The following is a 22,403-nucleotide window of genomic DNA, read 5'->3' on the forward strand; positions in this document are numbered from 1 at the left end:
CATGCGCCGCTCCTCACTCGATCGGCATGTCGAGCTGGCTGCTGACGTGCGGTTGCTTGGCGAAGGTCGCCTTGTCGAGCGCCTTGTCGAGGCCGTCTTGCGCGGTGATCGTGCCCTCGCGGACCAGCCGATCGAGGGTCGCGTCCATGCCTTGCATGCCGTCGCGGGCCCCTGCTTGAATGATGCTGTCGATCATCGAGGTGCGGTTCTCTCGGATGCAGGTCGAGACCGCGTTGGTGCCGATCAAGATCTCGTGGGCGGCGATCCGACCGCTGCCGTCGGCGCGCTTGAGCAGCTGCTGGGCGACGATGCCCGCGAGCGACTCGCCGAGCATCCCGCGGATCGCCGGCTGCTGCCCGGCCGGGAACACGTTGATGAAGCGATCGATCGTCGCGGCGGCCGAGTTGGTGTGGACCGTAGCGAAGATCAACACGCCGTAGCTGGCCAGCTGCAAGGCCAGGCGCATCGTCTCGGGCCCACGCAGCTCGCCGACCAGGATCACGTCGGCGTTCTCGCGGCCGGCCGAGCGGATCGCGTCGGCGAAGCTCGGTGAGTCCGAGCCGACCTCGCGGTGGGTGATCAGGCAATTGACCGGCTGATGCACGAACTCGACCGGATCTTCGATCGTGAGGATGTGGCCGGCCCGCTCATGGTTGATCCACGAGATCATCGCGGCCAGGGTCGTGCTCTTGCCGCTGCCGGTCGGCCCGGTGACCATCACCAGCCCCGATCGTCGCTTGGCGAGCTCGAGCACCTGGGTGGGCAGGCCGAGCTGCTCGGCGCTGAGGATCTTCGAGGGGATGGTCCGAAACACCGCCCCGGGGCCGGTGTGCTTGTACAGATAGTTGCAGCGAAACCGGGCCCGGACCTCCGCGCCCGGCCCCGGCAGCGAGTACGCAAAGTCGAGATCGCGCTCTTTGTGGAAGCGCGCGCGGGTCGGCTCGTCGAGCAGCTCGTCGAGCAGCCTGTGCATGGTCGGCGCGTCGATCGGCTGGTGGCCGTGGGGCACGAGGTCGCCCTTGAGCCGCAGCATCGGTGGGTAGCCCACGCTCAGGTGCAGATCCGAAGCGCCAGTGTCGAGCATGACGCCAAAGTAGCTGTCGAGGGCTGGCATGCGCTATCCGTCCTCCTTGCGACCGCGACCGAACATGTTGCGCATCGCTCCCAGCGCCGCCTTGCCAATGTCTGGGCCGGCGGCCTCTGGGGTGGCGGCTGGCTTGACGCCGCCGGGGTTGATCGCGCGCGGATCGTCGGCGTGCCTGCGCGCGGTCTCCTCCGTAATCACGCCCTGCGCGAGCAGCTCGTTGAGCGAGGTCTCGGCGCTGATCATCCCGTAGTTGCGCCCGCGCTGCAGCAGGCTGGACATCTGGAACAGCTTGTTCTCGCGGATCAGGCTCCACAGCGGGACGTTGCCCGTGATCAGCTCGGCGGCGGCGACCAGCTTCGAGCGGTCCGCGGTCGGGACCAGGCGCTGCGAGACCACGACCTTGAGCGCGCCCGCCAGCGTCGAGCGGACCTGGGCCTGGTCCTCCGGCGGGAACATGTCGATCAGCCGCTCGATCGTCTTGGCGCCCGAGGGGGTGCTCATGCTCGCAATGACCAGGTGCCCGGTCTCGGCCGCCTGCAGCGCCATCTCGACGGTCTCGCGATCGCGCAGCTCGCCAATGATGATCACGTCGGGGTCTTCACGCAGCGCCCCCTTGAGCGCGTGGTGAAAGCTCTGGGTGTGGAGCCCGACCTGTCGCTGGCTGATCACGGCCTTGCGGATTGGGTGCACGACCTCGATCGGATCCTCGACCGTGATGATGTGGTGCGGCTTGGTGCGGTTGACCAGATCCACGAGCGCCGACATCGTCGTGGTCTTGCCTTGCCCGCTGGGACCCGAGACCACCGCCAGGCCCTGATGGTGCTGGGCGACCTTGTGCAGCTCGATCGGCAGGCCGAGCGCGTCGAGGCTGGGCGGGCGCAGCACGATCAGCCGAAAGCAGCCCTTGAGCCCGGACTGGCCCTTGGCAAAGTTGACTCGCAGGCGACCGGTGTTGGGCAGCTCGACGGCGAAGTCCGTGTAGCCAAGCTCATGCAGCTGGGCGGCAGCAAGCTCGCCAGCTTGCTCGAGCAGCGACATCAGCATGCGCTCGACGTTGGCGGCATCGAGCACCGGACCGACCGGCTCGAGCTCGGCCAGCCGACGCAGGCGCGCGGGCTGGCCTCCGATCACGTGGACGTCGGTGCAGCCGCTCTCACGAGCCTCGCGCAGCAACGCACGGATCCGGGCTTCGGGTCCGCCTTTGTCCCACGTGCATCGGGGCGGGCGGGTCGTGAAGTCGACGCCGCCGGGACCGGACGAGGGACCAGACGAGGACCCAGACGACGGGCTCGCCTGGGTGCGCGGGCTGTGACGAACGGACGACGACGGCGTAGTCGCGGGGGCCGATCCCCGCATGGCGTCGATCGACGCCACCGCGTTGGCGATGAGCGCCTCCGTCGGCGACGGGGTCGGGGATGGGGTTGCGGATGGCCTCGGAGTTGGCTTGGGAGCTGGCTTGGGAGTTGGCCTCGGGGTTGGCCTGGGCGCAGCCGCGGGCGCGGGATCGGGTGTGACGCGGCGCGGCGCTTGGGGAGCTTGGACCACGCGCACCTGCAGCTGGTCAGCACGGCGCGCGATTCGGACCACATAGTCGACGCTGTTGCTCGACGCCGCCTGCTCCTTGCCGCCCGTGTCCTCGCGCGGGACCAGGGGACCCCAGCCGACGCCCTCGAGCAGGGTGACGATGTGCTCGCTACCCAGCGCCGTCTTGGTGACGGGGTGCAGCTGGCCCGAGCTGAGCTTGAGCGCCGCGACCTTGTCGGTCTGGAGTACGAACTCCGTGACATCGTCACGTTGGAGGTACCGCAGGTAGCGATCGAGATCAGCCACGGGCCCGCAGCATATCGTGGTTGCGGCCGCTTGGTCGTCGCAAACCCGCGCGCCGACTACTCGTCGTTCGGGTCGCCAGCGGGGGCCGGGATCAGCAGGCTCGCGAGCACGGAGACGACCAGCACGACGGCGACCAGCCCCAGCGACAGCCCGATCGGCACCTCGAACGGGTCGAGCCAGGCCTGATGCGCGACCCCGAGCGCGTACAGCCCCATGCCGCCGATCCCCTCTGCGAGCACCATCTTCACGCCGATGAACGCGAGCACGATCCCGAGCCCGTAGGGCAGGAAGCGGAACCGATCGATCACGTTCTCGAGCAGGAAGAACATCGCCCGCAGGCCCAGGACCGCGCACACGTTGCTCGTGAACACGATGAAGGGGTCGCGCGAGATGCCGAAGATCGCCGGGATCGAGTCCAGCGCGAAGATCACGTCGGCGGTCTCGATCATCAAGAGGCACACGAACAGCGTCGTCACGAACCACTTGCCGTTGTTCTTGACGAAGAATTTGGGGCCCTCGAAGTCCCTGGTGACCCGCAGCCACTGCTCGGCCTTGCGCTTGACCCAGGAGTCGCCGGCGCCCTCGTCGGGCTCGCCGTCGCCGGAGATCAGCAGCTTGAGGCCGGTGTAGATCAAGAACCCGCCGAACAGGTACAGCGACCAGGTGAACATCTCGATCAGGCCGAGGCCGACCAAGATGAACGCCGCGCGCAGGATCAGCGCGCCCAGAATGCCCGCGAACAACACCCGATGCAGGTGGTCGCGGGGGACCTTCATGTAGCGGAAGATGACGATGAAGACGAAGATGTTGTCGACGCTCAGCGACTTCTCGATCACGTAGGCCGACAGCCACTCGAGCGCGTGCTTGCTGTCGAAGTGCCACCAGATGAAGCCGCAAAAGCACAGCGACAGCGTGACCCAGACACACGACCAGATCAGGGCCTCCCGCGAGGACACCTGGTGGGTGTCGCTGTGGAAGACCCCGAGATCGAGGGCGAGCATGAACAGGACGCCGACTAGGAAGGCGCCCCAGAGCAGAGGTGATCCGACGCTTTCAAAGCCCAAGTGGTGAAGTCCTGAGACGCGTGGGGGATGCCGGACGCCGAATGCCTGAGATCTGTGGAACCGTGGGACCCCGAGTCGGCCGGCTACTCGAGCCGCTTCAGATCGTCACCGACCTTGACCTTCGCGGTGATCGAGCGCGGCTTGGACTCGTCGTGATAGTCGAATTCTACCAAGGTGCCACCGAATTCGACATAGGCGTTCGCGCTCAGCGGCTTGCCAACCTCGCGGCTGGTGAACAGGTGGTACTTCAACTCGATGTCGAACAGGATCGTACCGGCGTCGCAGGTCAGCTCGTAGTCACCCCAGGCCGAGTGCTCGAGGTCGCCGGTGCCCGCGCCGCTCTGGCACTTCGCTTGACCCTTGAACGTGCCGTCCGCCTGCAGCGCCGTGATGTGAGCGTCGCGCTCATCGCCGTCGGTGAGCGTGAGCGCGTCGATCCCCGCCTTGTTGAAGGTCAGCCCTTCGGTCTCGACCGGGTCGTAGCTCTTGGGTGGTTTCATCCACTCCACGTCAGGGTGATCTTTGGGCAGGCAGGCCGCGAGCCCGAAGGCGACGGCCGCGGTCAGCACCAGAGCACTGGTCGCTCGCATGGGCGGCACCCTATCACGGGTCGCGAACCGGCGCGATCGAGCCAGACCCGAGCGGGGTCCGCATGATCATGCATGATCATGCAGGATCGGAGCTCGGCGGCTCCGCGAGCAGATCCGCGGGGTCGAGGGCCAGCGCGAGCGCGTCGCGGGCCGCCTGGGCTCGGGCCGCGTCGCTGCCCTCGAAGGTCACCTTGACCAGGACCTGGAGCCGGCCGTTCTCATCGGGGTTCCAGCTGGGGTAGGAGCCGATCTCGATGTCGGGGAAGGCGGCGACGGTCGCGTCGAGCGAGGGCGCGAGCCGGCTCTCGTCCAGGCGGGTGTGGAGGGCGACCAGCGCCCAGTCTCGGCCGGGTGGGAGCTCGTCGGCGAGGCCCTCGAGCGCCTCGATCTTGGCCCGCAGCAGCGCGGGGATCCCGGGCAGGATGTACAGCCGCGCGTCGTGGGCCAGGGGCGGGTGGGGCTCGAACCGCTCGCCGCGGGCGAGGTCCAAGCGCATGACCGGCCAGCCAGGCAGCGCGCGCAGCTGGGTGCCGTTGGGCACATCGGCCATGCGCAGCGCGGTCTGGGTCGCCCGTTCCTTGTAGTGGTCGCGCAGCAGCGCCTCCATCTGGGGATCGCGGACCAAGGCCCGGTTCGTCGCTCGCGCGATCGCCTCCATCGTGACGTCGTCGTGGGTCGGGCCGACCCCGCCCGAGGTGAACACCAGCGGCACCTCCTGAAGCAGCCGCAGCAGCGCCGCGCCGATCGCCTCGTGCTCGTCGGGCACGACGGCGATCTCACGCACCGCCAGACCGCGTCGACGACACACCTGGGTCAGGTACCAGCCGTTCTCGTCGCGGATCTTGCCCGACAAGAGCTCGTTGCCGATCAGCAGGATCGCGGCCTTGGCTCGGCTGTCGGACATGCGGCGCGATGGTAGCTGGTTTTGGCCCGTAGTCGGACTGTTGTGATCGTGATATGCGGTCGACCGTGAGCCGCTACTACGGTCCGGGGCTGCTGGTGCTGGCTGATGGTCGGGTGTTTCGTGGCCAGAGCTTTGGCGCCAAGGGCACGGTCGTCGCCGAGCTGGTGTTCAACACGGCGCTCTACGGCTACCAAGAGATCGTCAGCGATCCTTCTTACGCGGAGCAGATCGTGTGCCTGACGGCGGTCGAGATCGGCAACGTCGGCACCAACCCCGACGACGACGAGTCCGAGCAGCCGGCCGCCCGCGGGCTGGTGATCCGCTCGCTGTCCCCGGTCGTGTCCAACTACCGGGCGACCACGAGTCTGCACGACTGGCTCGTGGGCCGGGGGGTTATCGGTCTCGCCGAGGTCGACACCCGCGCGTTGACCCGGCACCTGCGCGACCACGGCTCGGTGATGGCGGCGCTGACGACCGATCCGGCCCACGTGACCGACGCGAGCCCCAGCTCGATCGCGAGCCTGCGCGAGCTCGCCGCTGGGGCGCCGCCGATGCAGGGTCGCAACCTGGTCGACGCGGTCACCACCGACCAGCCCTACACCTGGACCACGCCGAGCTGGGGCAAGCAGGCGCCCGCGCCGATCGACGCTCGGGTCGTCGCCTACGACTTCGGGATCAAGCGCAACATCCTGCGCAAGCTGCGGGATCGGGGCATCGAGACCACCGTCGTCCCGGCCTCGACGCCGATCGCCGAGGTGCTCGGGCGTGAGCCCGATGGCGTGTTCCTGTCCAACGGACCCGGCGATCCGGCCGCGGTCGAGCACGTGATCGCCCAGCTGCGCGAGCTCGTGGGTGGCGCCGATGCCCGCAGGCGACAGCTGCCGATCTTCGGGATCTGCCTGGGCCATCAGCTGCTGTGTCTGGCCCTCGGCGGGCGCACCTACAAGCTCGAGTTTGGTCACCACGGCGGCAACCACCCCGTGCGTGACGAGCGGGACAAGTCCATCGCGATCACCTCGCAAAACCATGGCTTCGCGGTCGACGTCGACAGCCTCGGCGACGGCGTGAAGCTGACCCACATCAACCTGTTCGACCGCACCGTGGCCGGCGTCGAGCTCGAGGGTCGTCCGGTGTTCGGCGTGCAGTACCACCCCGAGGCCTGCCCCGGTCCTCAGGACTCCGACGCGCTGTTTCAGCGGTTCGTCGACGCGGTCCGCGAGCACCGTCAGGCGTCGAGCGCGGGGGCCTAGACCCCGTGGGGTTCTGGCGATCGCTGCGACGGGTCCGGCCGGTGGTCCCCCGCCCGCGAGCGGAGCGGCAGCCCGATCCCGATCCGCCGCGCCGCGCCCCGGTCTTGGCTCGGGTCACGACCGAGCGCGTCAGCGCGGCTGGCGAGGCGATCGACGTGCTCGCGGCGGCGGCGTTCTCGACCGCGCGGGGCCGAGCTCGGGTCGCGCCGCTGCTCGATCGCTTCGATCGCGAGGTCGGCGTGCTCGGTCCCGACGATCCGGACTTCGAGCTGCTGCAGGTCACGCGGATGGACTGGGCGCTGTGCGACGTGCCAGCCACCCCCGACGCGGCGCCGGGAGACACCTGGGCATGGCGAACCCTGCGGGGGGAGGTCGCCGATCACAGCTTTGTCCCGTCGCCGCTGCGCACCGCCGCGGCCCGGTCGATCGTCGGGCTGTTCGAGATCTACCCGGGCGAGCCAACCTGGGCCCGCGATCGAATCTCGGGGGTGGTCGTCCGCTTGCTCGACGCGGTCGGGCCGTTTGCGCCGGCCGAGCCGGACCAGCCGGCGGGGCTGTGGGAGCTGCGGCTGGTCCCGGATCAGGCGGGCGGCTTCTACGTCGCCCGCGCGCCGATCGACTACCCGATCGAGCTGCTCGACGCGCTCGAGCACGAGTTCCCGCGCCGGTTCGAGCCCACGCCGTGGCCAGGATTGCAGGATCTTCGCCGCGCGCGGCTCCGGTATCTCCGCGCCGGCGGTCGCACGCCGATCAGCCGGATGCTGCGCTGGCGCTGAGCTACCCGGGGGGCGGTGGAGCTGCCGGTGGAGCTGCCGGTGGAGCTGCCGGTGGAGCTGGAAGCCGCCGCAGCTGCCCCGGCCAGCGGTGCAGCGGCTGGCGCAGGGCCAACAGCGGATCGATGTCGAGCCCGTCGACGGTCACCCGCAGGCGCAGCGAGCGGCCCGCGGCCAGGGCGATCGCGGCGCCCCGCGTGACGGGCAGGCCCGCGTGCACGAGCGTGTCCGAGACCGGCCCGACGTGGCTCTCGATCCCCTGGCCGTGATCGAGGTGCAGCTCGAACTCCGGCTGCGCGGCGCTCGAGGGGTCGATCGGTGTGATCTCGACCACGCGCGCGTCGGCGATCGCCAGCACGAACGCGTCGGGATCGCTCGCGAACACCACCCCATGCTCGAGCTCGAAGCCGCCGTGGACCGGGTCGATGCGCCAGCCGTCGTAGCCCGCGAGGTCGATGTTCTCGAGCGGCCAGGTGGCCCATGGCCGGGCCCGCAGCGGCTCGATGCTGGCGAAGGGATCACCGCTTGGATCAGGCCCGGCACGATCGTCGGCGGATCCAGTTGCGAGACGATCGCTGGCGAGGGTCGACTGGTCCGCGCGCGGCGACGCGTCGGTCGACTCGCCGTCGCGCTGACAGCCGGTTGGCGCGAGTAGCAAGCACGCGACCAACCCGGCGTGCGCTCCGACTGCAGGCTTGCGTGACACGAGGTCTGTGGCTCTCAGCGGACCGAGTCTTGGCGGCCCTGTCTGACTCATGCTGTGATCAGGCAGGGATCAGGCAGGGATCGCGCACAACCCGACGGTCTCGTAGCCGGGCGGCGCGGTGCCGTCCTCATAGTAGCCCACACACTGCTCGGGCGCCGTGCAGGGATCCGGATCGGAGAGATCGCAGTATGGGGTGCAGCAGCGCGACCCCCCACAATCATCGAGCACCTCGGCGGCCGTGCAGCCCAGCCCGGGCTTGCAGCTTTGGATCGTGAAGCACGCGTCGCCGTCGTTGCCGAGCCCGTCCTCGTACCCGGGCACCGAGCACACGAAGCCCTGGGCGCCGACGCCGTAGCAGCCGAGCTGACCGTCGCAGTCTTGCGTGAGCGGGTCGCAGCTGTCCTGGCACAGCGGCAAGATCCCGTCGTTGAACGCGATGCAGGTCGCGTCCGGCAGGCCGTCCTCGCTGCAGTCTTGAGCCCCGACGTCACAGAATGCCAGGCACACGCCGTCGCCGGTCGAGCCCGAGGTCACGGTCATGCAAAATAGTCCCACCGCGCAGTCGTCGTTGTCCTCGGTGCGCACGCACGGGTCGCCGAGCTGACCGTTGCCGATCACGTCCACGCACTTGTTGGCGTCGACGCAGCAGTAGCCGGGCTCGACCACGTAGCCCGTGCATTTCTCGCCCTCCGGGCAGTCCTGCTGGGCCGGATCGCAGGTGTTGGTCGAGACGCCGTCGGTCATGGGCACGAAGCCCGTCGTGGTCCCGGGGTCGCCGTCGCCGTCGCCCGTGCTCATGTTCGAGTCGGCAGACTCGGCGCTGGGGTCTCCGTCGCCGGTCGTGTCGTCGTCTTCCTCGCCGGCAGTGTCGACATTGACCTGGTCTTTGGCACAGCCCGGCGCCGCCGAAGCGATCCCAACCGCGAGCAGCAGCCCAGCTTCGAGACATGAGAAGGCCCATGGCGGACCACTAAACCAAGATCGTACGCTGTTGTTCATCGAGCTTCTCCGAGTCGCGCCAAATCTAGCAATTTGCGACCCTGGGCGGGGATTCAACCGATGATCGCGGGATGGATCGCGCGTCAGACCCTCGCTGGGTGGCGTGAGCGAGCGGAGAGCGCGGCGTGGTTCGGGGGCGGAATCGGGCTCCGACGGCCATCAGCGTCGGATCTGGGGTCCCGGCCGACGGTCCCGGCGCCCAGGCTGGCGGCCAGATGGGTGGGCTGGACCCGCGCATCCGCGCGCCCGTGCCCTTGTCGCCCGTTCCGTGGATCGTCTAAGCTTTGCCCGTCTTGAGCAACATCGAGCCGACGCCCTTCGGCGACAAGTATCTGCTTGTCGAGCACATCGCCACCGGCGGTATGGCCGAAGTCTATCGAGCCCAGTACACGGGCATCGAGGGCTTTGCCAAAGAGCTGGTCGTCAAGCGGCTACGCGAGGAATTCGTCGAGCGCCCCGAGATCGTTCAGATGTTCCTCGACGAGGCCCGCGTCGCGGCCACGCTGACCCACAACAACGTCGTCCATACCTACGACCTCGGCGAGCTCTACGGCGAGTACTTCATCGCCATGGAGCTGCTCGTCGGCGAGGAGCTCGTCGCGGTCCTGCGCCGGGCGGTCACGACCGGGCACATGATCCCGATGGACCTCGCGATCGGGATCATCATGCAGGCGCTCGAGGGCCTGCACTATGCCCACGCGCAGACCGATCAAACCGGCCAGCCGCTCGGCCTCGTCCACCGCGACATCAACCCCACCAACATCCATGTCGGCTATGACGGGCTGTGCAAGATCGTCGACTTTGGGATCGCGGCCACGCGCGCCACGGCGGTGTCCAAGGGCCCCGGGCAGTTCGCCGGCAAGCTGTCGTACATGGCGCCGGAGCAGATCCACGGCGAGAACCTGGACGGTCGCGCCGACATCTTCGCGGTCGGCGTGATCCTCTACGAGATGTGCGTGGGCCGGCGCCTGTTTCGCGGAAAGCCGGCCGAGGTCCGCGATCGGATCTTGTCCGGTGACGTGCCCGCGCCGACCTTCGTCGACCCCGAGTTCCCGCCCGAGCTCGAGGCCATCATCATGCGGGCGCTCGAGATCGACAGCAATGATCGCTACCAAAATTGCGATCACATGTACCGCGAGCTCGACACCTTCATGCAGGAGTACGGGCTCGCGGCCACGCCACGCCGCATCAGCGCGTTCATGAACGAGATGTTCGGCGAGGGCGCGCCGGCCGAGGTCAACTACGACGATCAGTACGACGACCTCGAGGACGAGGCGCTGGACTTCGACCAGTTCGATCAGCTCGATCAGCTCGACCAGGGCGGCGGCCACGATGATCAGCCCGACTGGGCCAAGAGCTTGGATCTGCAGGGCAGCTCGGACGACGCCGGCACCCCCAAGCGCCGCCGCTCGATGACGATCGGCAACCTCGAAGAGCTGGTTGCCACGATGAAGAAAGAGGAGCCGGACGACGCGGCGGCCTCGGACGGTGGGCGCTCAGCCGAGTCGCCTGGGACTGGCGCAGGAGCTGGAACGGGATCTGGGGCTCGCTCGCCCGCTCGCGCCGAGGCGCCAGCCCAGTCGGCGGCGGCGAAACCGGGCTCGTCCAAGAGCCCGCGCGCGGCACGGTCCGGATCCAGTCGCGCGCCGCGGGGCCTCGCGGCCGGCTCGTCGTCGCGGCCGGTCGTTCGGCCAGCAGCGACCACGCGCCACACGCTCTCGACCAACGCGCTCGAGGCCGGGGTCACCGGTTCGTTTGGCCAGGGGGTCGTCAGTGAACAGACCAAGCGTGGCAACCCGCTCGTGTGGATCGCGGTCATCGTGATCCTCGGCGCGCTGGCCTACTTCGGCTACACGATTTTGACCGCCAAGTGAGCGACGGGGTACCTTTCATGTTCGTGCAGTCGTCCTGGAACGCATTCTCGGCATTTCAGGTGTTCGGTGACCATGTTCCGATGGACGGCTTCTCGCTCGTCGTACGGATCTCCGCCGACCCTTCAGCCGTCGAGCAGATGCTCGCCGAGCGGGCCCCCGCGCAAGCAGCCCTCGATCCCGAGCTGGCGGTCATGATGCTGCGGGCCGGGCTCGGGTTGATCCTCTCGCCGTCGGTGTCGTTCATCTACGCCAACCCCGACGAGACCATCGTGGTGCTGCGGCGCGAGTCGGTCCACGAGGTCGGGCAGTCACTCGAGGTCCACGATCACCTGATCTCGAGCTGGTCCGCACGGATGGCGCTGATCAGCGGCGCATCGCTGCCGATCAGCGGGCGCGTCTACGAATTCCCCGACATGGGCGTCGTCCGCAAGGCGGTCCGCAGCGCGATGGACAGCCACGAAGAGCAGACGATGCAGCGCTCGGCCCGGCGGCTCGGCGCGCAGCTGCGGGGCCGGGGCGAGCCGTTCCACACGTCCATGGTCGAGACCCTCGAAGAGCAGTCCCACCTGCTGCGCGACGGCGGCATCGACGTCGATGGCCTGCCCTCGTGGTGGTGGCGCGGCGTCGCGGCGCGAGCGGCCAGCGTCCACGATCCCAATCAGGTCGAGATCTGGTCGCAGCTGCCGAGCAGCGAACAGCTGAGCGCGTTGATTGCCTGAGTCGAGCAGCGCAGCCGGGCTCTACATCCACGTGCCGTTTTGTGCCCGCGCGTGCCCCTACTGTGACTTCGACTTCGAGGTCGGGCGCGGGCCCAAGCTCGATGAGCGGGCAGGGCAGTGGCTCGCGGGGCTCGACCGCGAGCGCGAGGCCCGGGCCGCGCAGCTCGAGGGCCAGTCGTTCGACACCCTCTACATCGGTGGGGGGACCCCGAGCGCGCTCTCGCCCGACCGTCTGCGCGCGCTGTTCATGTGGCTCGAGCAGGGGCTGGGCGTCGCGCCCACCCAGCTGCGCGAGCGGACCATGGAGCTCAACCCCGAGCACGCCACGCCCGCGCTGCTCGACGTGATCGCCGAGATCGGCATCGATCGCGTCTCGCTTGGGATCCAGAGCCGGAGCGCCGAGGGCCTGCGCCAGCTCGGTCGCGCCCACACCCCCGATCAGGCGCTCGCCAGCGTGGCCCACAGCGTGGCCCGGGGCCTGCGGACCAGCGCAGATTTAATCGTTGGCTGGCCCGGTCACACCCCCGCGCTGCTCGAGCGCGAGCTGGGTGAGCTGGTCGACGCCGGGGTCGAGCACCTGTCGATCTACGGGCTGACGATCGAGCCGGACACGCCGTGGCCCAAGCTCGTGCGCCGCGGGCTCCGGGTCCTGCCCAGCGACGAGCTGCAGGCCGATCTGCTGGTGCTCGTCGAGCGCGAGCTGCTCGCGCGTGGCTTCGTTCACTATGAGGTCGCGTCCTACGCTCGCCCGGGCGCCGAGGCGATCCACAACGGCAAGTACTGGAGCTGGGCCGACGTCGTCGGGCTGGGGCCCTCGGCCGCGTCCGTGCGCCACGCAGATGGCGCGGTCGAGCGCCGCGTCAACGCCCGCGGGATCGAGACCTGGCTCGACGGTGGGGCCCCAGCGCACGAGCGGCTCGAGCGGGACCACGCCGCGGCCGAGGGCCTGTGGCTGGGGTTGCGGCGGCTGACGGGGCTGGACGTCGAGCGCCTGTGTCGGCGGTTTTTGGTCGCGCGCGCGTGGGTGGACGCGCGGGTTGCTCGGCAGGTCGAGCTGGGGAATTTGGTCTGGGACCAGCAGGGGAGGGTGCTCCGGGTCGGGGACGGGCGATGGCTGTGGCACGACAGCATCGGCGTGGACTTGCTCGGGTGAATCCTCGCTGCGGCCTCGCTGCGACCTCGCGCTGGCCGCGGTGGGCGGGGATCGATCGCGGGTCGAGCGTGCGTCAACCGTGCGCTTTGGCGACGTGCACGACGTCGATGAGGGTATAAATAGTGTCGCAGTGTCCGACGACACCATCAGCGCGCGACAGCGACGCATCCTGATCGCGCTGTGCCGCGAGTACGTGCTCGGGGGCCGGCCGGTGGCATCGGCGGCGCTGTGCAGCGCCGGGCTCGAGTGGTCTTCGGCGACGGTTCGCAACGAGCTCGCGGCGATCGAGCGGGCGGGGTTGGTCCACAAGCCGCACGCGGCGAGCGGGCGGGTGCCGACCGCGGAGGGCTGGCGGATCTACGTCGAGTCGCTGCCGCGCTCGGCACCGCGGCCCGAGCATCAACGCCTGGTCGACGTGAGCCTGGGCGACAGCGGCAGCGATCCACGCCTGGGGCTGCGCTCGACCGCGCGGGTGCTGTCGGAGATCTCGGGCTGTGTGGCGATCGGCTTCCTGGGCGAGGCCCGGCCGGGGGTCGTGCGCGCGCTCGAGCTGGTGCCGCTCGCGGGCGGCACCGACGTCGGCCGGCCCGGTGTGCCACGCCGGCGCGCGCTGGTGTTGATGGGGCTCGAAGATGGCTCGAGCTCGGTCCGCACGATCGAGATCGACGCGGAGTTGTTCACGCAGGACGGGGGCATGCGCCGGCTGCAGGATCTCCTGCGTGAGCTGACCCTCGGGCACACGCTGGAGCGGGCCCGGCAGGTCTTGCGCGAGCTGCTCGACGCGCAGGCGCAGCGGGTCGATCGGCTGGTCGCCGAGGCGCTGCGGATCGGACTGTTGCTGTGTGTGACCGCCTTCGATCCGCTGTGGATGCAGGTCGCGGGCCGCGGCAGCCTGCTGTCGCCCCACGGCAGCGGTGAGGGCGAGTCGGTCGCGGAGGTGCTCACGCTGCTCGAGGACTACCAGCGCGTCGCGGAGATCCTGTGTCAGCTGCTGCCCGACGCCCACGCCGATCCGCGGGTCTCGGTGCGGGTGGATCTCGCGCTCGAGCGCTTGGGGGCCGTTTCGGGCGCCGAGCCGGGCCGAGTGGGATCCGGGGTGGGCGCTGGCGTGGGGACGCCGCTCGTTCATGTCGTCTCGGATCGTGAACGGGAGTCCAGGGCCAGCGGGCTCACGTTGGTGGGTTGTCGGCTGCGGTGGCCCGGCTCAGACTCTGGCCACGACTCGACGTCGCGGACGACCGGGGCGGTGGCGCTGCTCGGCAGCCCCCGGATGGATTACGAGGCCGTGATTCCTCTGGTAGAGTACGCCGCGCGAGCGATGGCCGCTCGCGGCTAATTTCCGCGCTGCGCTCGTGCGACGACGACCACGACACCGTCGACCCTCGCAACACGAGGCGCAGCCAGCACCCAGCGCACCACCACGGAACCCCAAATGAGCCCAGATCAGGATTCCCGAGACCAGGACGACGCGGTCAAACAGGCCATGCGCGAGGCCGAAGAGGCCGTCGACAAGGTCCGCAGCGAGTCGCAAAGTGGCGTCTACGACATCGCTGAAGCCGACGACAGCGACGATGGCATCGAGGTCGTCGACGACTATGGCGAGCTCGAGGCCAAGCTCGCCGAGGCCGAGGCCGAGGCCGCCGCGCTCAAAGACAAGTGGCTGCGCGCCGTCGCTGACCACGAGAACTACAAGAAGCGGGTCAAGCGGGACATCGACGACGCGATCCATCGCGCGGTCCAGGGCTTGCTCGGCAACTTCTTGCCGGTCGGTGACAACCTCGAGCGGGCGTTGAGCGTCGCACCAGCCGACGCAGGCGAGTCGCTCGTGCCGCTGATCAAGGGGCTCGAGATGGTCCGCCAGGAGTTCTTCAGCGCCCTGACCAAGCACGGGATCACCCCGATCGAGAGCGTGGGTCAGCCCTTCGACCCCAGCGTTCACGACGCGCTGCAACAGATGGACTCGCCCGATTACGCCCCGGGCACCGTCATGATCGAGTACGAAAAGGGCTACGCGCGCGGCGACAAGCTGCTGCGTCCGGCCCGGGTCATCGTCGCCGGGCCCGGCTCGACCGGCGTCCCCGCTCCCGACAGCGACGCCGCGGGCGCAGATGATGCCGGCGCCGGGTCGGCAGAACCTGCATCTGGTCCAGCTTCTGGGCCTGCTTCGGGTCCGGCTTCGGGTTCGGCTTCGGGTCCGGGCGCGACTGGCGACAACGGGCCCAACTGAGGTTAGAATCTGAGGTTAGAATCTGGCGCTTCAGTCAGGCGCGAGCAGCGACGGCGTGAGCGCGGAGACACGGATGGGCGAGCGAATCATCGGCATTGATCTCGGGACCACGAACTCTTGCGTCGCGGTCCTCGACGACGGCGAGGCCAGGGTCGTCCCCAACGCCGAGGGCGCGCGTACCACCCCCTCGGTCGTCGCGGTCAGCGACAAGGGCGAGCAGCTCGTCGGCCAGATCGCCAAGCGCCAGGCGATCACGAACCCGTCCAACACGGTCTACGCCGCCAAGCGGCTGATCGGCCGCAAGTTCGGGGACGCCGAGGTCAGCGAGCTCGCCAGGTTCCTGCCTTACGACATCGTCGCGTCGGACAACGGCGACGCGTGGATCGAGGTCGAGGGCCGCAGCTACTCGCCCAGCGAGATCGGGGCGGCCGTGCTGCGGATGCTCAAGGAGTGCGCCGAGGACTTTGTCGGCGAGCCGATCACCCGCGCCGTGATCACCGTTCCCGCCTACTTCGACGACGCGCAGCGGCAAGCGACCAAGGACGCCGGCAAGATCGCCGGGCTCGAGGTCGAGCGCATCATCAACGAGCCCACGGCCGCGACCTTGGCCTACGGGATCGGGCGCGAGAGCGACGAGACCGTGACCGTCGCGGTCTACGACCTCGGCGGCGGCACCTTCGACATCTCGATCCTCGAGCTGCGCGAGGGCGCGTTCGAGGTGCTCTCGACCTCGGGCGACACCTTCCTCGGCGGCGAGGACTTCGACAACGCGATCGTCGACTGGGCCGCGGCCAGCTTCAAGGCCGTGCACGGCGTCGATCTGCGCGACGACAAGCTCGCCAAGCAGCGCCTCAAAGAGGCGGCCGAGAAGGCCAAGCACGAGCTCTCGTGGGCGCTCGACACCGACCTCAACCTGCCCTTCATCGCCGCCGTCGGCGGGCAGCCGGTCCACCTCGAGCTCTCGCTGACCCGGCGCAAGCTCGAGGAGCTGACCCGCAGCCTGGTCGCGCGCACGCTCGGCCCCTGCCAGACCGCGCTCGACGACGCCGAGCTCGACGCGTCGGACATCGACGAGCTGCTGCTCGTGGGCGGTCAGACCCGCATGCCGCTGGTCGCCAAGCTCGTCGGTGAGTTCTTCGGGACCGAGCCCAACACCGGGGTCAACCCCGACGAGGTCGTCGCCTGCGGCGCGGCGATCCAGGGCGGGATCCTCGAGGGCGGGGTCGAGGGCGTGGTGCTGCTCGACGTCGTGCCCCTCAACATCGGGGTCGAGACCGCGGGGGGCGTGTTCACCACCTTGATCCCCAAGGGCACCACGATCCCCACGCGCAAGTCCGAAGTGTTCAGCACCAGCGTCGACAATCAGCCGGTCGTGCCCGTCCACGTGCTGCAGGGCCTGCGCGAGATGGCCGAGGACAACCGTAGCCTCGCCCGGCTGCAGCTGACCGACATTCCGCCCGCGCCGCGTGGCGTCCCACAGATCCGCGTCAGCTTCGACATCAACGCCGACGGGATCCTCGCGGTCTCAGCGCAGGATCTCGGCACGGGCAAGTCGGCGGGCATGAACGTCCAGCCGACCTCCGGCCTGACCCAGGCCCAGCTCGAAGAGCTGTCCGACGAGGCCGAGCACAAGAAGACCGAGGACGTCGCCCGCCGCGAGCTCGCGGACCTGCGCAACCGCGCCGAGACCCTGATCTACACGTGCGAGCGCTCGCTCGAGGCGTTCGGTGGGGGGCTCAGCGCGACCGACCGCGGCGACATCGAGAAAGACCTGATCCAGCTTCGGTCGGCGCTCGATCTCGCGCAGGTCGACTCCATGGCGATCCGCGACCACCTCAGCGCGCTCGAGACCTCGTCTCACCAGATCTACGAGGCGATGCTCGCGGCCGCCGAGGACCCCGAGTCCTGAGCTCCCCCCACGTGGGCTGGCTCCTGATACTCATTCAAGCTCATGGCGCGTCCTGATTACTACGCGATCTTGGGGGTCACCCGTGGCGCCGACGAGGGTGAGATCAAGCGGGCCTATCGCAGGGTCGCGCTCGAGAGCCACCCCGATCGCTTCCCCGATGACGAGCAGGCCCACGAGCGGTTCCGCGAGGCGTCCGAGGCCTACGAGGTGCTCAGCGATCCGCTCAAGCGCGCCCGCTACGACAGCTCGCGGTTGCTGCCCGAGGGCCTCGACCTCACCCGACCACCCAACGTGGCGACCGCGCGCGAGCTGTTCGCCAACATCTTTGGCGACGTGTTCGGCAACCGACGCAGCGATCGACGCAAGGGCCGCGACATCCGCTACACCCTCAGCGTCGAGCTGACCGACGCGGTGCTCGGCTCCAGCCACACGATCAGCTTTGAAGGCCGGGGCGCGTGCGAGAGCTGCGAGGGCAGCGGGACCGAGCCCGACGGGCGGGAGGCCGTGGAGTGCCCCAACTGTGCGGGCAGCGGCGAGGTCAAGGCCGGCGGGCTGTTCAGTCGTCGCAGCAAGTGCGGCCGCTGTGATGGGCTTGGCATGATCCAGCAAGATCCCTGCGGGGCCTGCCGCGGGCGCGGGGTGATTCGTCGCGAGCGCTCGTTCGACGTCCGGCTGCCCCCGGGCACCGAGTCCGGCACGATGAAGATCCTGCGTGGCCAGGGTGAGCCGGGCCGATTCGGCGGCGAGCCTGGCAACCTGCGGATCACCGTGAACGTCAAGCCACACCCGTGGCTGCGTCGTGACGGCCAAAATTTGCTCGCCAAGCTCCCGATCCCGTTCACCCGCGCGGCGCTCGGTGGCAAGATCCCCGTGCCCACGATCGACGGCTGGGTCGACATGGAGGTCCCGCCCGGGGTCCACAGCGGCGCCAAGCTGCGCCTGCGTGGCAAGGGCGTCCCCGACACGCGGGGGGGTCGCGGCGATCAGTTCGTCGAGCTGCAGGTCGAGACCCCCAAGCAGCTCGAGGGCACCCGGACCAAAGAGCTGCTGCTCGAGCTCGATCGAACCATGCAGCGCGAGCCGGTCCTGCCCGAGCACCGCGAGCTGCTCGCAGCCCTCGCCGCCCACGAAGCCCGCAAGCAGCAGAACTGATCTGCCGCTCCGGGTCCTGCATGGCGCGGAGGCCCGATCACCGTGTCGCTCGCCATGTCGATCGCTGGTGAGGGGTCTGAACGCATTTTCCTGTGACGGATCGGGTGCGAACGCGATACGCTTCGGGCGCGGCCGTCAGGGTCTGATCACTTCATGGTCTACATCGACATCCAGCATCGCGAAGTGACGCTCAAGCTGGTCTATTACGGCCCAGCGCTGAGCGGAAAGACCACCAACCTGCAGCAGCTGCACGCGTGCATGGTTGGCCACACCGGCGGTGAGCTGGTCACGCTCGACACCCGTGATGATCGCACCTTGTTCTTCGACCTGCTCCCGCTCGAGTTCGAGACCCGCGGTGGCTTCAAGATCCGGCTCAAGCTGTTCACGGTTCCCGGTCAGGTGATCCACAACGCGACCCGCAAGATCGTGCTGCAGGGCGCCGACGGGGTCGCGTTCATCGCTGACTCGCGCGTCGCCCAGACCCGCGGCAACAACGAGTCGTTCGCCAACCTCAAGCAGAACCTCCGCGACAACGGGCTCGACTTCGATGACATCGCGCTGGTGATCCAGTTCAACAAGCGCGACCTGCCGGGGATCCGCAGCGACGCCGAGGTCAAGCGGATCGCGACCAAGGGCAAGGAGCCGATCTACACCGCGGTCGCAACCGAGGGTCGTGGGGTCCCCGAGACCTTCAAGGGCCTGGCCGCGCTGAGCTGGAAGAAGCTCGACGCGAAGTTCAACTTCGCCGATCGCTTCGGCGTCACCCACGACGACTTCATGGAGCGGATCGACGAGCTCTTCGCCCCGGCCGGGAGCGGCGACGGGGGTGACGGGACGTGAACGGCAACGAGGCGAAGGTCGAGGCGTTCGGTGCACCCGACCGTCGCCCTCCGCTCGAGCGCCTGGTCCGGCGTGACGATCTCGATCGCACGCTCACCCCGTTCCTCGGCGAGCTGTTTGGTGGCATCGACGGCATGGCCGTGTTCGATCACGAGGGCGTGCTGTTCGTGCAGGTCGGGGCCAGCCCGATGCAGCACTGGGAGCAGCTCCCGCCCGAGGCGCTCGCGGCCCTGCGCCGCGGGGGCTCGCGCAAATTTGGGCTGGGCGGGCACAAGTACGTGGTGCGGCCGTGCTTCGCGGGCGCCGATCGAGTCGGCAGCTTCGTCGTGTCCATGCCCGGGGCCAGCTCGGACTCCGAGACCTCGGAGCCGTCCGGCGCCCACGACAACCCCAAGCCAGACGCCGAGCCCTCGCCGCTGCTGGTCGTCACCGACGCGCTGTCGGGGGTGCTCGGCGCGGTGCTGCAGGCCGGCTTCGCAACCTGGGTGACCTCGGAGATGCACCTCGCGGCCAGCGAGAGCAACCATCGGGCGCTGCAGCAGCGCAACGCCGAGCTCGAGCGGGCGGTCGCGCACCTGCGCGAGGTCGATCAGCTCAAGAGTAATTTTCTGGCCACGGTCAGCCATGAGCTGCGCACGCCGCTGACCAGCATCATCGGGTTCTCGGAGATGCTCGCCAAGGGCATCGCCGGGCCGCTCAACGAGGAGCAGACCGAGTACGCCAACACCATCCTCGAGCGCGGCGAGGAGCTCCTGCGGCTGATCACCCAGGTGCTCGAGATGTCCAAGATGGAGGTCGGCACGATGCGGCTGAGCCTCGCCTCGGTCGACCTGGCCGACATCGTTGGGCGCGCGTTCTCGGCTGCGTCGATCTCGGCCGATCGTGCCCGGGTTCACCTGGTCCAGGAGCTCGACTCGGAGATCCCCCGTGTCGTGGTCGACGCCGACAAGATCCAGCAGGTGCTGATCAACCTGATCTCCAACGCGATCAAGTTCAACCGGCCCGACGGCTGCGTGATCGTCCGGGCCGAGCTCGCGCCGATGCGGCGGCCGTTCGAAGAGGACTTCTTTGGTGAAGAGACCGCCGACGCCCTGCGCGTCACCGTCAGCGACACCGGGATCGGGATCCCCGAAGATCAGCTCTCGCGCATCTTCGACGCGTTCTATCAGGTCGATTCGACCTCCACGCGCCAGCACGGCGGCGCCGGGCTGGGCCTGTCGATCGTCCGCAAGCTGATCGAGGCGCACGGCGGCGAAGCCTGGGCGGAGAGCATCATCGGCGCCGGCACGACTTTTCACTTCACGCTCCCGATCGCTGACGCCTGAGACCGGGGGCGTCCTACCGCGGCGCAGGGATCGCCTTGGGATCGTCTCGGTTGCGCGCGATCGGGTCGCTGCAGGGCACATTTGCAGGACGTCTACGTGCTCGAGGCCCTTGGCTCGATCGATGGTTTGGGGCAAGCTCCGACGCCGTCACGATGAACGCACAAGAGCAGCTATCAGAGCTCGAGCGGCTCGCTACCGAGCTCGAAGTCGACGTCAGCTACGATCCCATGGCGGGGCTCGTCCAGGGTGTCGGGGGGCTGTGCCGTGTGCGCGGCCGCTACCGGATCATCGTCGACCGCAGGCTCAAGCCGCCCGAGCGGCTGCAGGTCGTCGCGGACGCGCTGCGGCGCTTCGACACCGAGCAGCACTTCGTGTCGCCCCAAGTTCGGCGCCTCCTGGCCTGAGGTCGTTCAGGGCCGCAGCTGCAGGGGCGCAGCTTCTAGGGGCGCAGCAGGCCGGCCAGCGCGGGATCGTCGGCGAGCAGTGAGGCGATTTCGCCGCGCAGCCGCTCGAGCTGCTCGGGCGCGAGATCGCCGGAGAACTGCTCGGCGAGGACCTGATCGATGAGCAGCTCCTGAGCCGCCGCCGCGTCGATGCGCCCGCTCGCCAGCGCCTCGGCCACGTCGACGCCCTCCACGGCTTCGCTGGGGGCGACCCCGCTGGCGCCAGAGACGGCCTTGGCGGCATCGAGCGCGGGTGCAGCAGCGGCGCCGCTGAGCTTGGGGTCGAAGTCGATCTCGTCGGAGCTGCTCATGCGAGTCGCAGCGACCATAGCACTGGTCGCGCGCCCGAGCGTGCGACGAACTGCGCAAGGGAGCAGGCTAAAAATCGACGATCGTCACGCCGCGTCACCATCTTGGTCAAAGCATTGACTTTCTGGCCGTCCACATGTGTGATCGGGACCTCATTGCGGGCTATCTCAGCGCGCATTCCGCTGGAGCGTTCTTTGTTGGACCTGCCCAAGAAACTCGCGCAATACCAGATCCTCGGTCGCATCGCTCTGGGCGGGATGGCCGAGGTCTACAAAGCCGTTTCGCGCGGCGTCGAGGGCTTCGAGAAGGTCGTCGCGATCAAGCGCATCCTCCCGCACGTCGCCGAGGATGAAGAGTTCATCACGATGTTCAAGGATGAGGCGCGCATTGCGGCGCAGCTTCAGCACTCGAACATCGCTCAGATCTACGAGCTCAAGTCAGAAGGCGAGACCTTCTACATCGTGCTCGAGTACGTCCCGGGCAAGGATCTGCGGGCGTTGTTCGAGCACGGGCGAGGCATCAAGCGTCCGATGCCGCTCGCCCAGGCTTGCTACGTGATCATGCAGGTGTGCGAGGGCCTCGAGTACGCGCACAACAAGAAGGACCGCCACGGTCGGCCGCTCGGGTTGATCCACCGCGACGTCTCGCCGCCCAACGTGCTCGTCTCGTACGAGGGCGAGGTCAAGCTGATCGACTTCGGCGTGGCCAAGGCCGCGGGCCGGGCATCGCAGACCCAAGCGGGGATCCTCAAGGGCAAGTTCGGCTACATGTCGCCCGAGCAGGTCCGCGGCGCGACGATCGATCGTCGCAGCGACGTGTTCTCACTCGGCGTGGTGCTGTGGGAGATCCTCTGCAACCAGCGCCTGTTCCAGGCCGAGACCGACTTCGCCACGCTCGAGAAGGTCCGCACGGTCAGCGTCGATCCGCCCAGTCGCATCAACCCCGCCGTCTCCACCAAGCTCGAGCAGGTCGTCATGCGATCGCTCGCGGCCGATCTCAACGAGCGCTACCAGACCGCGTCCGAGCTGCACGACGCGCTGCAGGCGTTCATGTTCGAGGAGGGGCTGTTCTACAGCCGCAAGAACCTCGCTGAATGGATGCAAGAGTCGTTCGCTCGCGACATCGAAGCCGAAAAAGAGATCGCGCGTCAGGTGCCACCCGCTCCACCTCCCAGCAAGCCGAGCCCCAAAAAGACAATGGTGAACGCGGGAAACCGCCCGCCGCCGCCCCCCGCTGGCGCCAAGAAGCC

General features: G+C 68.7%; 21 protein-coding genes. 13 read left to right on the top strand and 8 right to left on the bottom strand.

What is annotated here, in order from left to right:
* Positions 1 to 13: 13 nt before the first annotated feature.
* The 5 genes from ENSA7_RS13735 to ENSA7_RS13755 all read right to left on the bottom strand — a co-directional run bounded on the left by ENSA7_RS13735 (position 14) and on the right by ENSA7_RS13755 (position 5,475).
* Positions 14 to 1,114, bottom strand: a complete 1,101-nt coding sequence (locus ENSA7_RS13735) for a type IV pilus twitching motility protein PilT (RefSeq protein ID WP_106089731.1) — start codon at positions 1,112 to 1,114, stop codon at positions 14 to 16.
* A 3-nt stretch (positions 1,115 to 1,117) separates the two neighbouring features.
* The gene (locus tag ENSA7_RS13740) at positions 1,118 to 2,917 is read right to left on the bottom strand and encodes a type IV pilus twitching motility protein PilT (RefSeq protein ID WP_106089732.1); all 1,800 of its coding nucleotides are present in this window, start codon (positions 2,915 to 2,917) and stop codon (positions 1,118 to 1,120) included.
* Between the two features lie 56 nt (positions 2,918 to 2,973).
* The gene (locus tag ENSA7_RS13745; RefSeq protein WP_106089733.1) at positions 2,974 to 3,981 is read right to left on the bottom strand and encodes a TerC family protein; all 1,008 of its coding nucleotides are present in this window, start codon (positions 3,979 to 3,981) and stop codon (positions 2,974 to 2,976) included.
* 83 nt (positions 3,982 to 4,064) lie between these two features.
* Positions 4,065 to 4,571 (bottom strand): hypothetical protein, encoded by a 507-nt coding sequence (locus ENSA7_RS13750; protein ID WP_106089734.1) that lies wholly within the window; start codon positions 4,569 to 4,571, stop codon positions 4,065 to 4,067.
* Positions 4,572 to 4,647: 76 nt separating this feature from the next.
* Entirely contained in the window at positions 4,648 to 5,475 is an 828-nt protein-coding gene (locus ENSA7_RS13755; protein ID WP_106089735.1) for a competence/damage-inducible protein A, read from the bottom strand.
* Between the two features lie 65 nt (positions 5,476 to 5,540).
* On the opposite strand from ENSA7_RS13755, the gene carA reads away from it, so the two are divergent.
* Complete coding sequence (gene carA, locus ENSA7_RS13760; protein WP_244923794.1) at positions 5,541 to 6,725, top strand: glutamine-hydrolyzing carbamoyl-phosphate synthase small subunit; 1,185 nt, start codon at positions 5,541 to 5,543, stop codon at positions 6,723 to 6,725.
* Positions 6,726 to 6,766: 41 nt separating this feature from the next.
* Entirely contained in the window at positions 6,767 to 7,501 is a 735-nt protein-coding gene (locus tag ENSA7_RS13765; RefSeq protein WP_106089737.1) for a hypothetical protein, read from the top strand.
* Between the two features lies 1 nt (position 7,502).
* Here ENSA7_RS13765 and ENSA7_RS13770 read toward each other — a convergent pair whose 3' ends face one another.
* Complete coding sequence (locus ENSA7_RS13770; protein ID WP_146157660.1) at positions 7,503 to 8,204, bottom strand: M23 family metallopeptidase; 702 nt, start codon at positions 8,202 to 8,204, stop codon at positions 7,503 to 7,505.
* 69 nt (positions 8,205 to 8,273) lie between these two features.
* Positions 8,274 to 9,203, bottom strand: a complete 930-nt coding sequence (locus tag ENSA7_RS13775; RefSeq protein ID WP_106089739.1) for a ribulose phosphate epimerase — start codon at positions 9,201 to 9,203, stop codon at positions 8,274 to 8,276.
* Positions 9,204 to 9,496: 293 nt separating this feature from the next.
* Between ENSA7_RS13775 and ENSA7_RS13780 the strand changes: the two genes are divergently transcribed.
* The 10 genes from ENSA7_RS13780 (at position 9,497) to ENSA7_RS13825 (ending at position 20,806) form a co-directional block, all read left to right on the top strand.
* Complete coding sequence (locus ENSA7_RS13780; protein ID WP_106089740.1) at positions 9,497 to 11,077, top strand: serine/threonine protein kinase; 1,581 nt, start codon at positions 9,497 to 9,499, stop codon at positions 11,075 to 11,077.
* A 23-nt stretch (positions 11,078 to 11,100) separates the two neighbouring features.
* Positions 11,101 to 11,796: a hypothetical protein gene (locus tag ENSA7_RS13785; protein WP_146157661.1), complete on the top strand. Its 696-nt coding sequence runs from the start codon at positions 11,101 to 11,103 to the stop codon at positions 11,794 to 11,796.
* Positions 11,789 to 12,949 carry a coproporphyrinogen-III oxidase family protein gene (locus ENSA7_RS13790; protein WP_106089742.1) on the top strand — a complete coding sequence of 387 codons (1,161 nt, stop codon included), beginning with the start codon at positions 11,789 to 11,791 and terminating at the stop codon, positions 12,947 to 12,949. Before ENSA7_RS13785 ends, ENSA7_RS13790 begins: the two co-directional genes overlap by 8 nt.
* 130 nt (positions 12,950 to 13,079) lie before the next feature.
* The gene (locus ENSA7_RS13795) at positions 13,080 to 14,285 is read left to right on the top strand and encodes a hypothetical protein (protein ID WP_181233713.1); all 1,206 of its coding nucleotides are present in this window, start codon (positions 13,080 to 13,082) and stop codon (positions 14,283 to 14,285) included.
* Positions 14,286 to 14,381: 96 nt separating this feature from the next.
* Positions 14,382 to 15,176, top strand: coding sequence for a nucleotide exchange factor GrpE (locus tag ENSA7_RS13800; protein ID WP_106089744.1), 795 nt, complete (start codon positions 14,382 to 14,384; stop codon positions 15,174 to 15,176).
* 55 nt (positions 15,177 to 15,231) lie between these two features.
* A complete protein-coding gene (gene dnaK, locus ENSA7_RS13805; RefSeq protein ID WP_443655655.1) occupies positions 15,232 to 17,085 on the top strand; it encodes a molecular chaperone DnaK in 1,854 nt (617 codons plus the stop codon).
* A 42-nt stretch (positions 17,086 to 17,127) separates the two neighbouring features.
* A complete protein-coding gene (dnaJ, locus tag ENSA7_RS13810) occupies positions 17,128 to 18,237 on the top strand; it encodes a molecular chaperone DnaJ (RefSeq protein WP_106089746.1) in 1,110 nt (369 codons plus the stop codon).
* 153 nt (positions 18,238 to 18,390) lie between these two features.
* A complete protein-coding gene (locus tag ENSA7_RS13815) occupies positions 18,391 to 19,077 on the top strand; it encodes a GTP-binding protein (protein WP_106089747.1) in 687 nt (228 codons plus the stop codon).
* Positions 19,074 to 20,402 carry a sensor histidine kinase gene (locus ENSA7_RS13820; RefSeq protein WP_106089748.1) on the top strand — a complete coding sequence of 443 codons (1,329 nt, stop codon included), beginning with the start codon at positions 19,074 to 19,076 and terminating at the stop codon, positions 20,400 to 20,402. The genes ENSA7_RS13815 and ENSA7_RS13820 overlap by 4 nt, the downstream gene beginning before the upstream one ends.
* A gap of 152 nt (positions 20,403 to 20,554) precedes the next feature.
* Complete coding sequence (locus ENSA7_RS13825) at positions 20,555 to 20,806, top strand: hypothetical protein (RefSeq protein ID WP_052557727.1); 252 nt, start codon at positions 20,555 to 20,557, stop codon at positions 20,804 to 20,806.
* Positions 20,807 to 20,841: 35 nt separating this feature from the next.
* Here the strand turns inward: ENSA7_RS13825 and ENSA7_RS13830 are convergent, their stop codons facing one another.
* Positions 20,842 to 21,156, bottom strand: coding sequence for a hypothetical protein (locus tag ENSA7_RS13830; protein WP_106089749.1), 315 nt, complete (start codon positions 21,154 to 21,156; stop codon positions 20,842 to 20,844).
* 195 nt (positions 21,157 to 21,351) lie between these two features.
* Here ENSA7_RS13830 and ENSA7_RS13835 point away from each other — a divergent pair.
* The coding region (locus ENSA7_RS13835; RefSeq protein ID WP_146157662.1) for a serine/threonine protein kinase at positions 21,352 to 22,403 on the top strand (1,052 nt) is incomplete at its 3' end.

This window comes from Enhygromyxa salina (genome assembly GCF_002994635.1).
GTDB lineage: Bacteria > Myxococcota_A > Polyangia > Nannocystales > Nannocystaceae > Plesiocystis > Plesiocystis salina_B.

Bases quoted from the DNA above. Each gene is read 5' to 3' on its own strand.
- ENSA7_RS13750 (WP_106089734.1), bottom strand. From the start codon at position 4,571: ATGCGAGCGACCAGTGCTCTGGTGCTGACCGCGGCCGTCGCCTTCGGG.
- dnaJ (WP_106089746.1), top strand. From the start codon at position 17,128: ATGGCGCGTCCTGATTACTACGCGATCTTGGGGGTCACCCGTGGCGCC.
- ENSA7_RS13735 (WP_106089731.1), bottom strand. From the start codon at position 1,114: ATGCCAGCCCTCGACAGCTACTTTGGCGTCATGCTCGACACTGGCGCT.
- ENSA7_RS13830 (WP_106089749.1), bottom strand. From the start codon at position 21,156: ATGAGCAGCTCCGACGAGATCGACTTCGACCCCAAGCTCAGCGGCGCC.
- ENSA7_RS13825 (WP_052557727.1), top strand. From the start codon at position 20,555: ATGAACGCACAAGAGCAGCTATCAGAGCTCGAGCGGCTCGCTACCGAG.
- ENSA7_RS13815 (WP_106089747.1), top strand. From the start codon at position 18,391: ATGGTCTACATCGACATCCAGCATCGCGAAGTGACGCTCAAGCTGGTC.
- ENSA7_RS13800 (WP_106089744.1), top strand. From the start codon at position 14,382: ATGAGCCCAGATCAGGATTCCCGAGACCAGGACGACGCGGTCAAACAG.
- ENSA7_RS13775 (WP_106089739.1), bottom strand. From the start codon at position 9,203: ATGAACAACAGCGTACGATCTTGGTTTAGTGGTCCGCCATGGGCCTTC.
- ENSA7_RS13755 (WP_106089735.1), bottom strand. From the start codon at position 5,475: ATGTCCGACAGCCGAGCCAAGGCCGCGATCCTGCTGATCGGCAACGAG.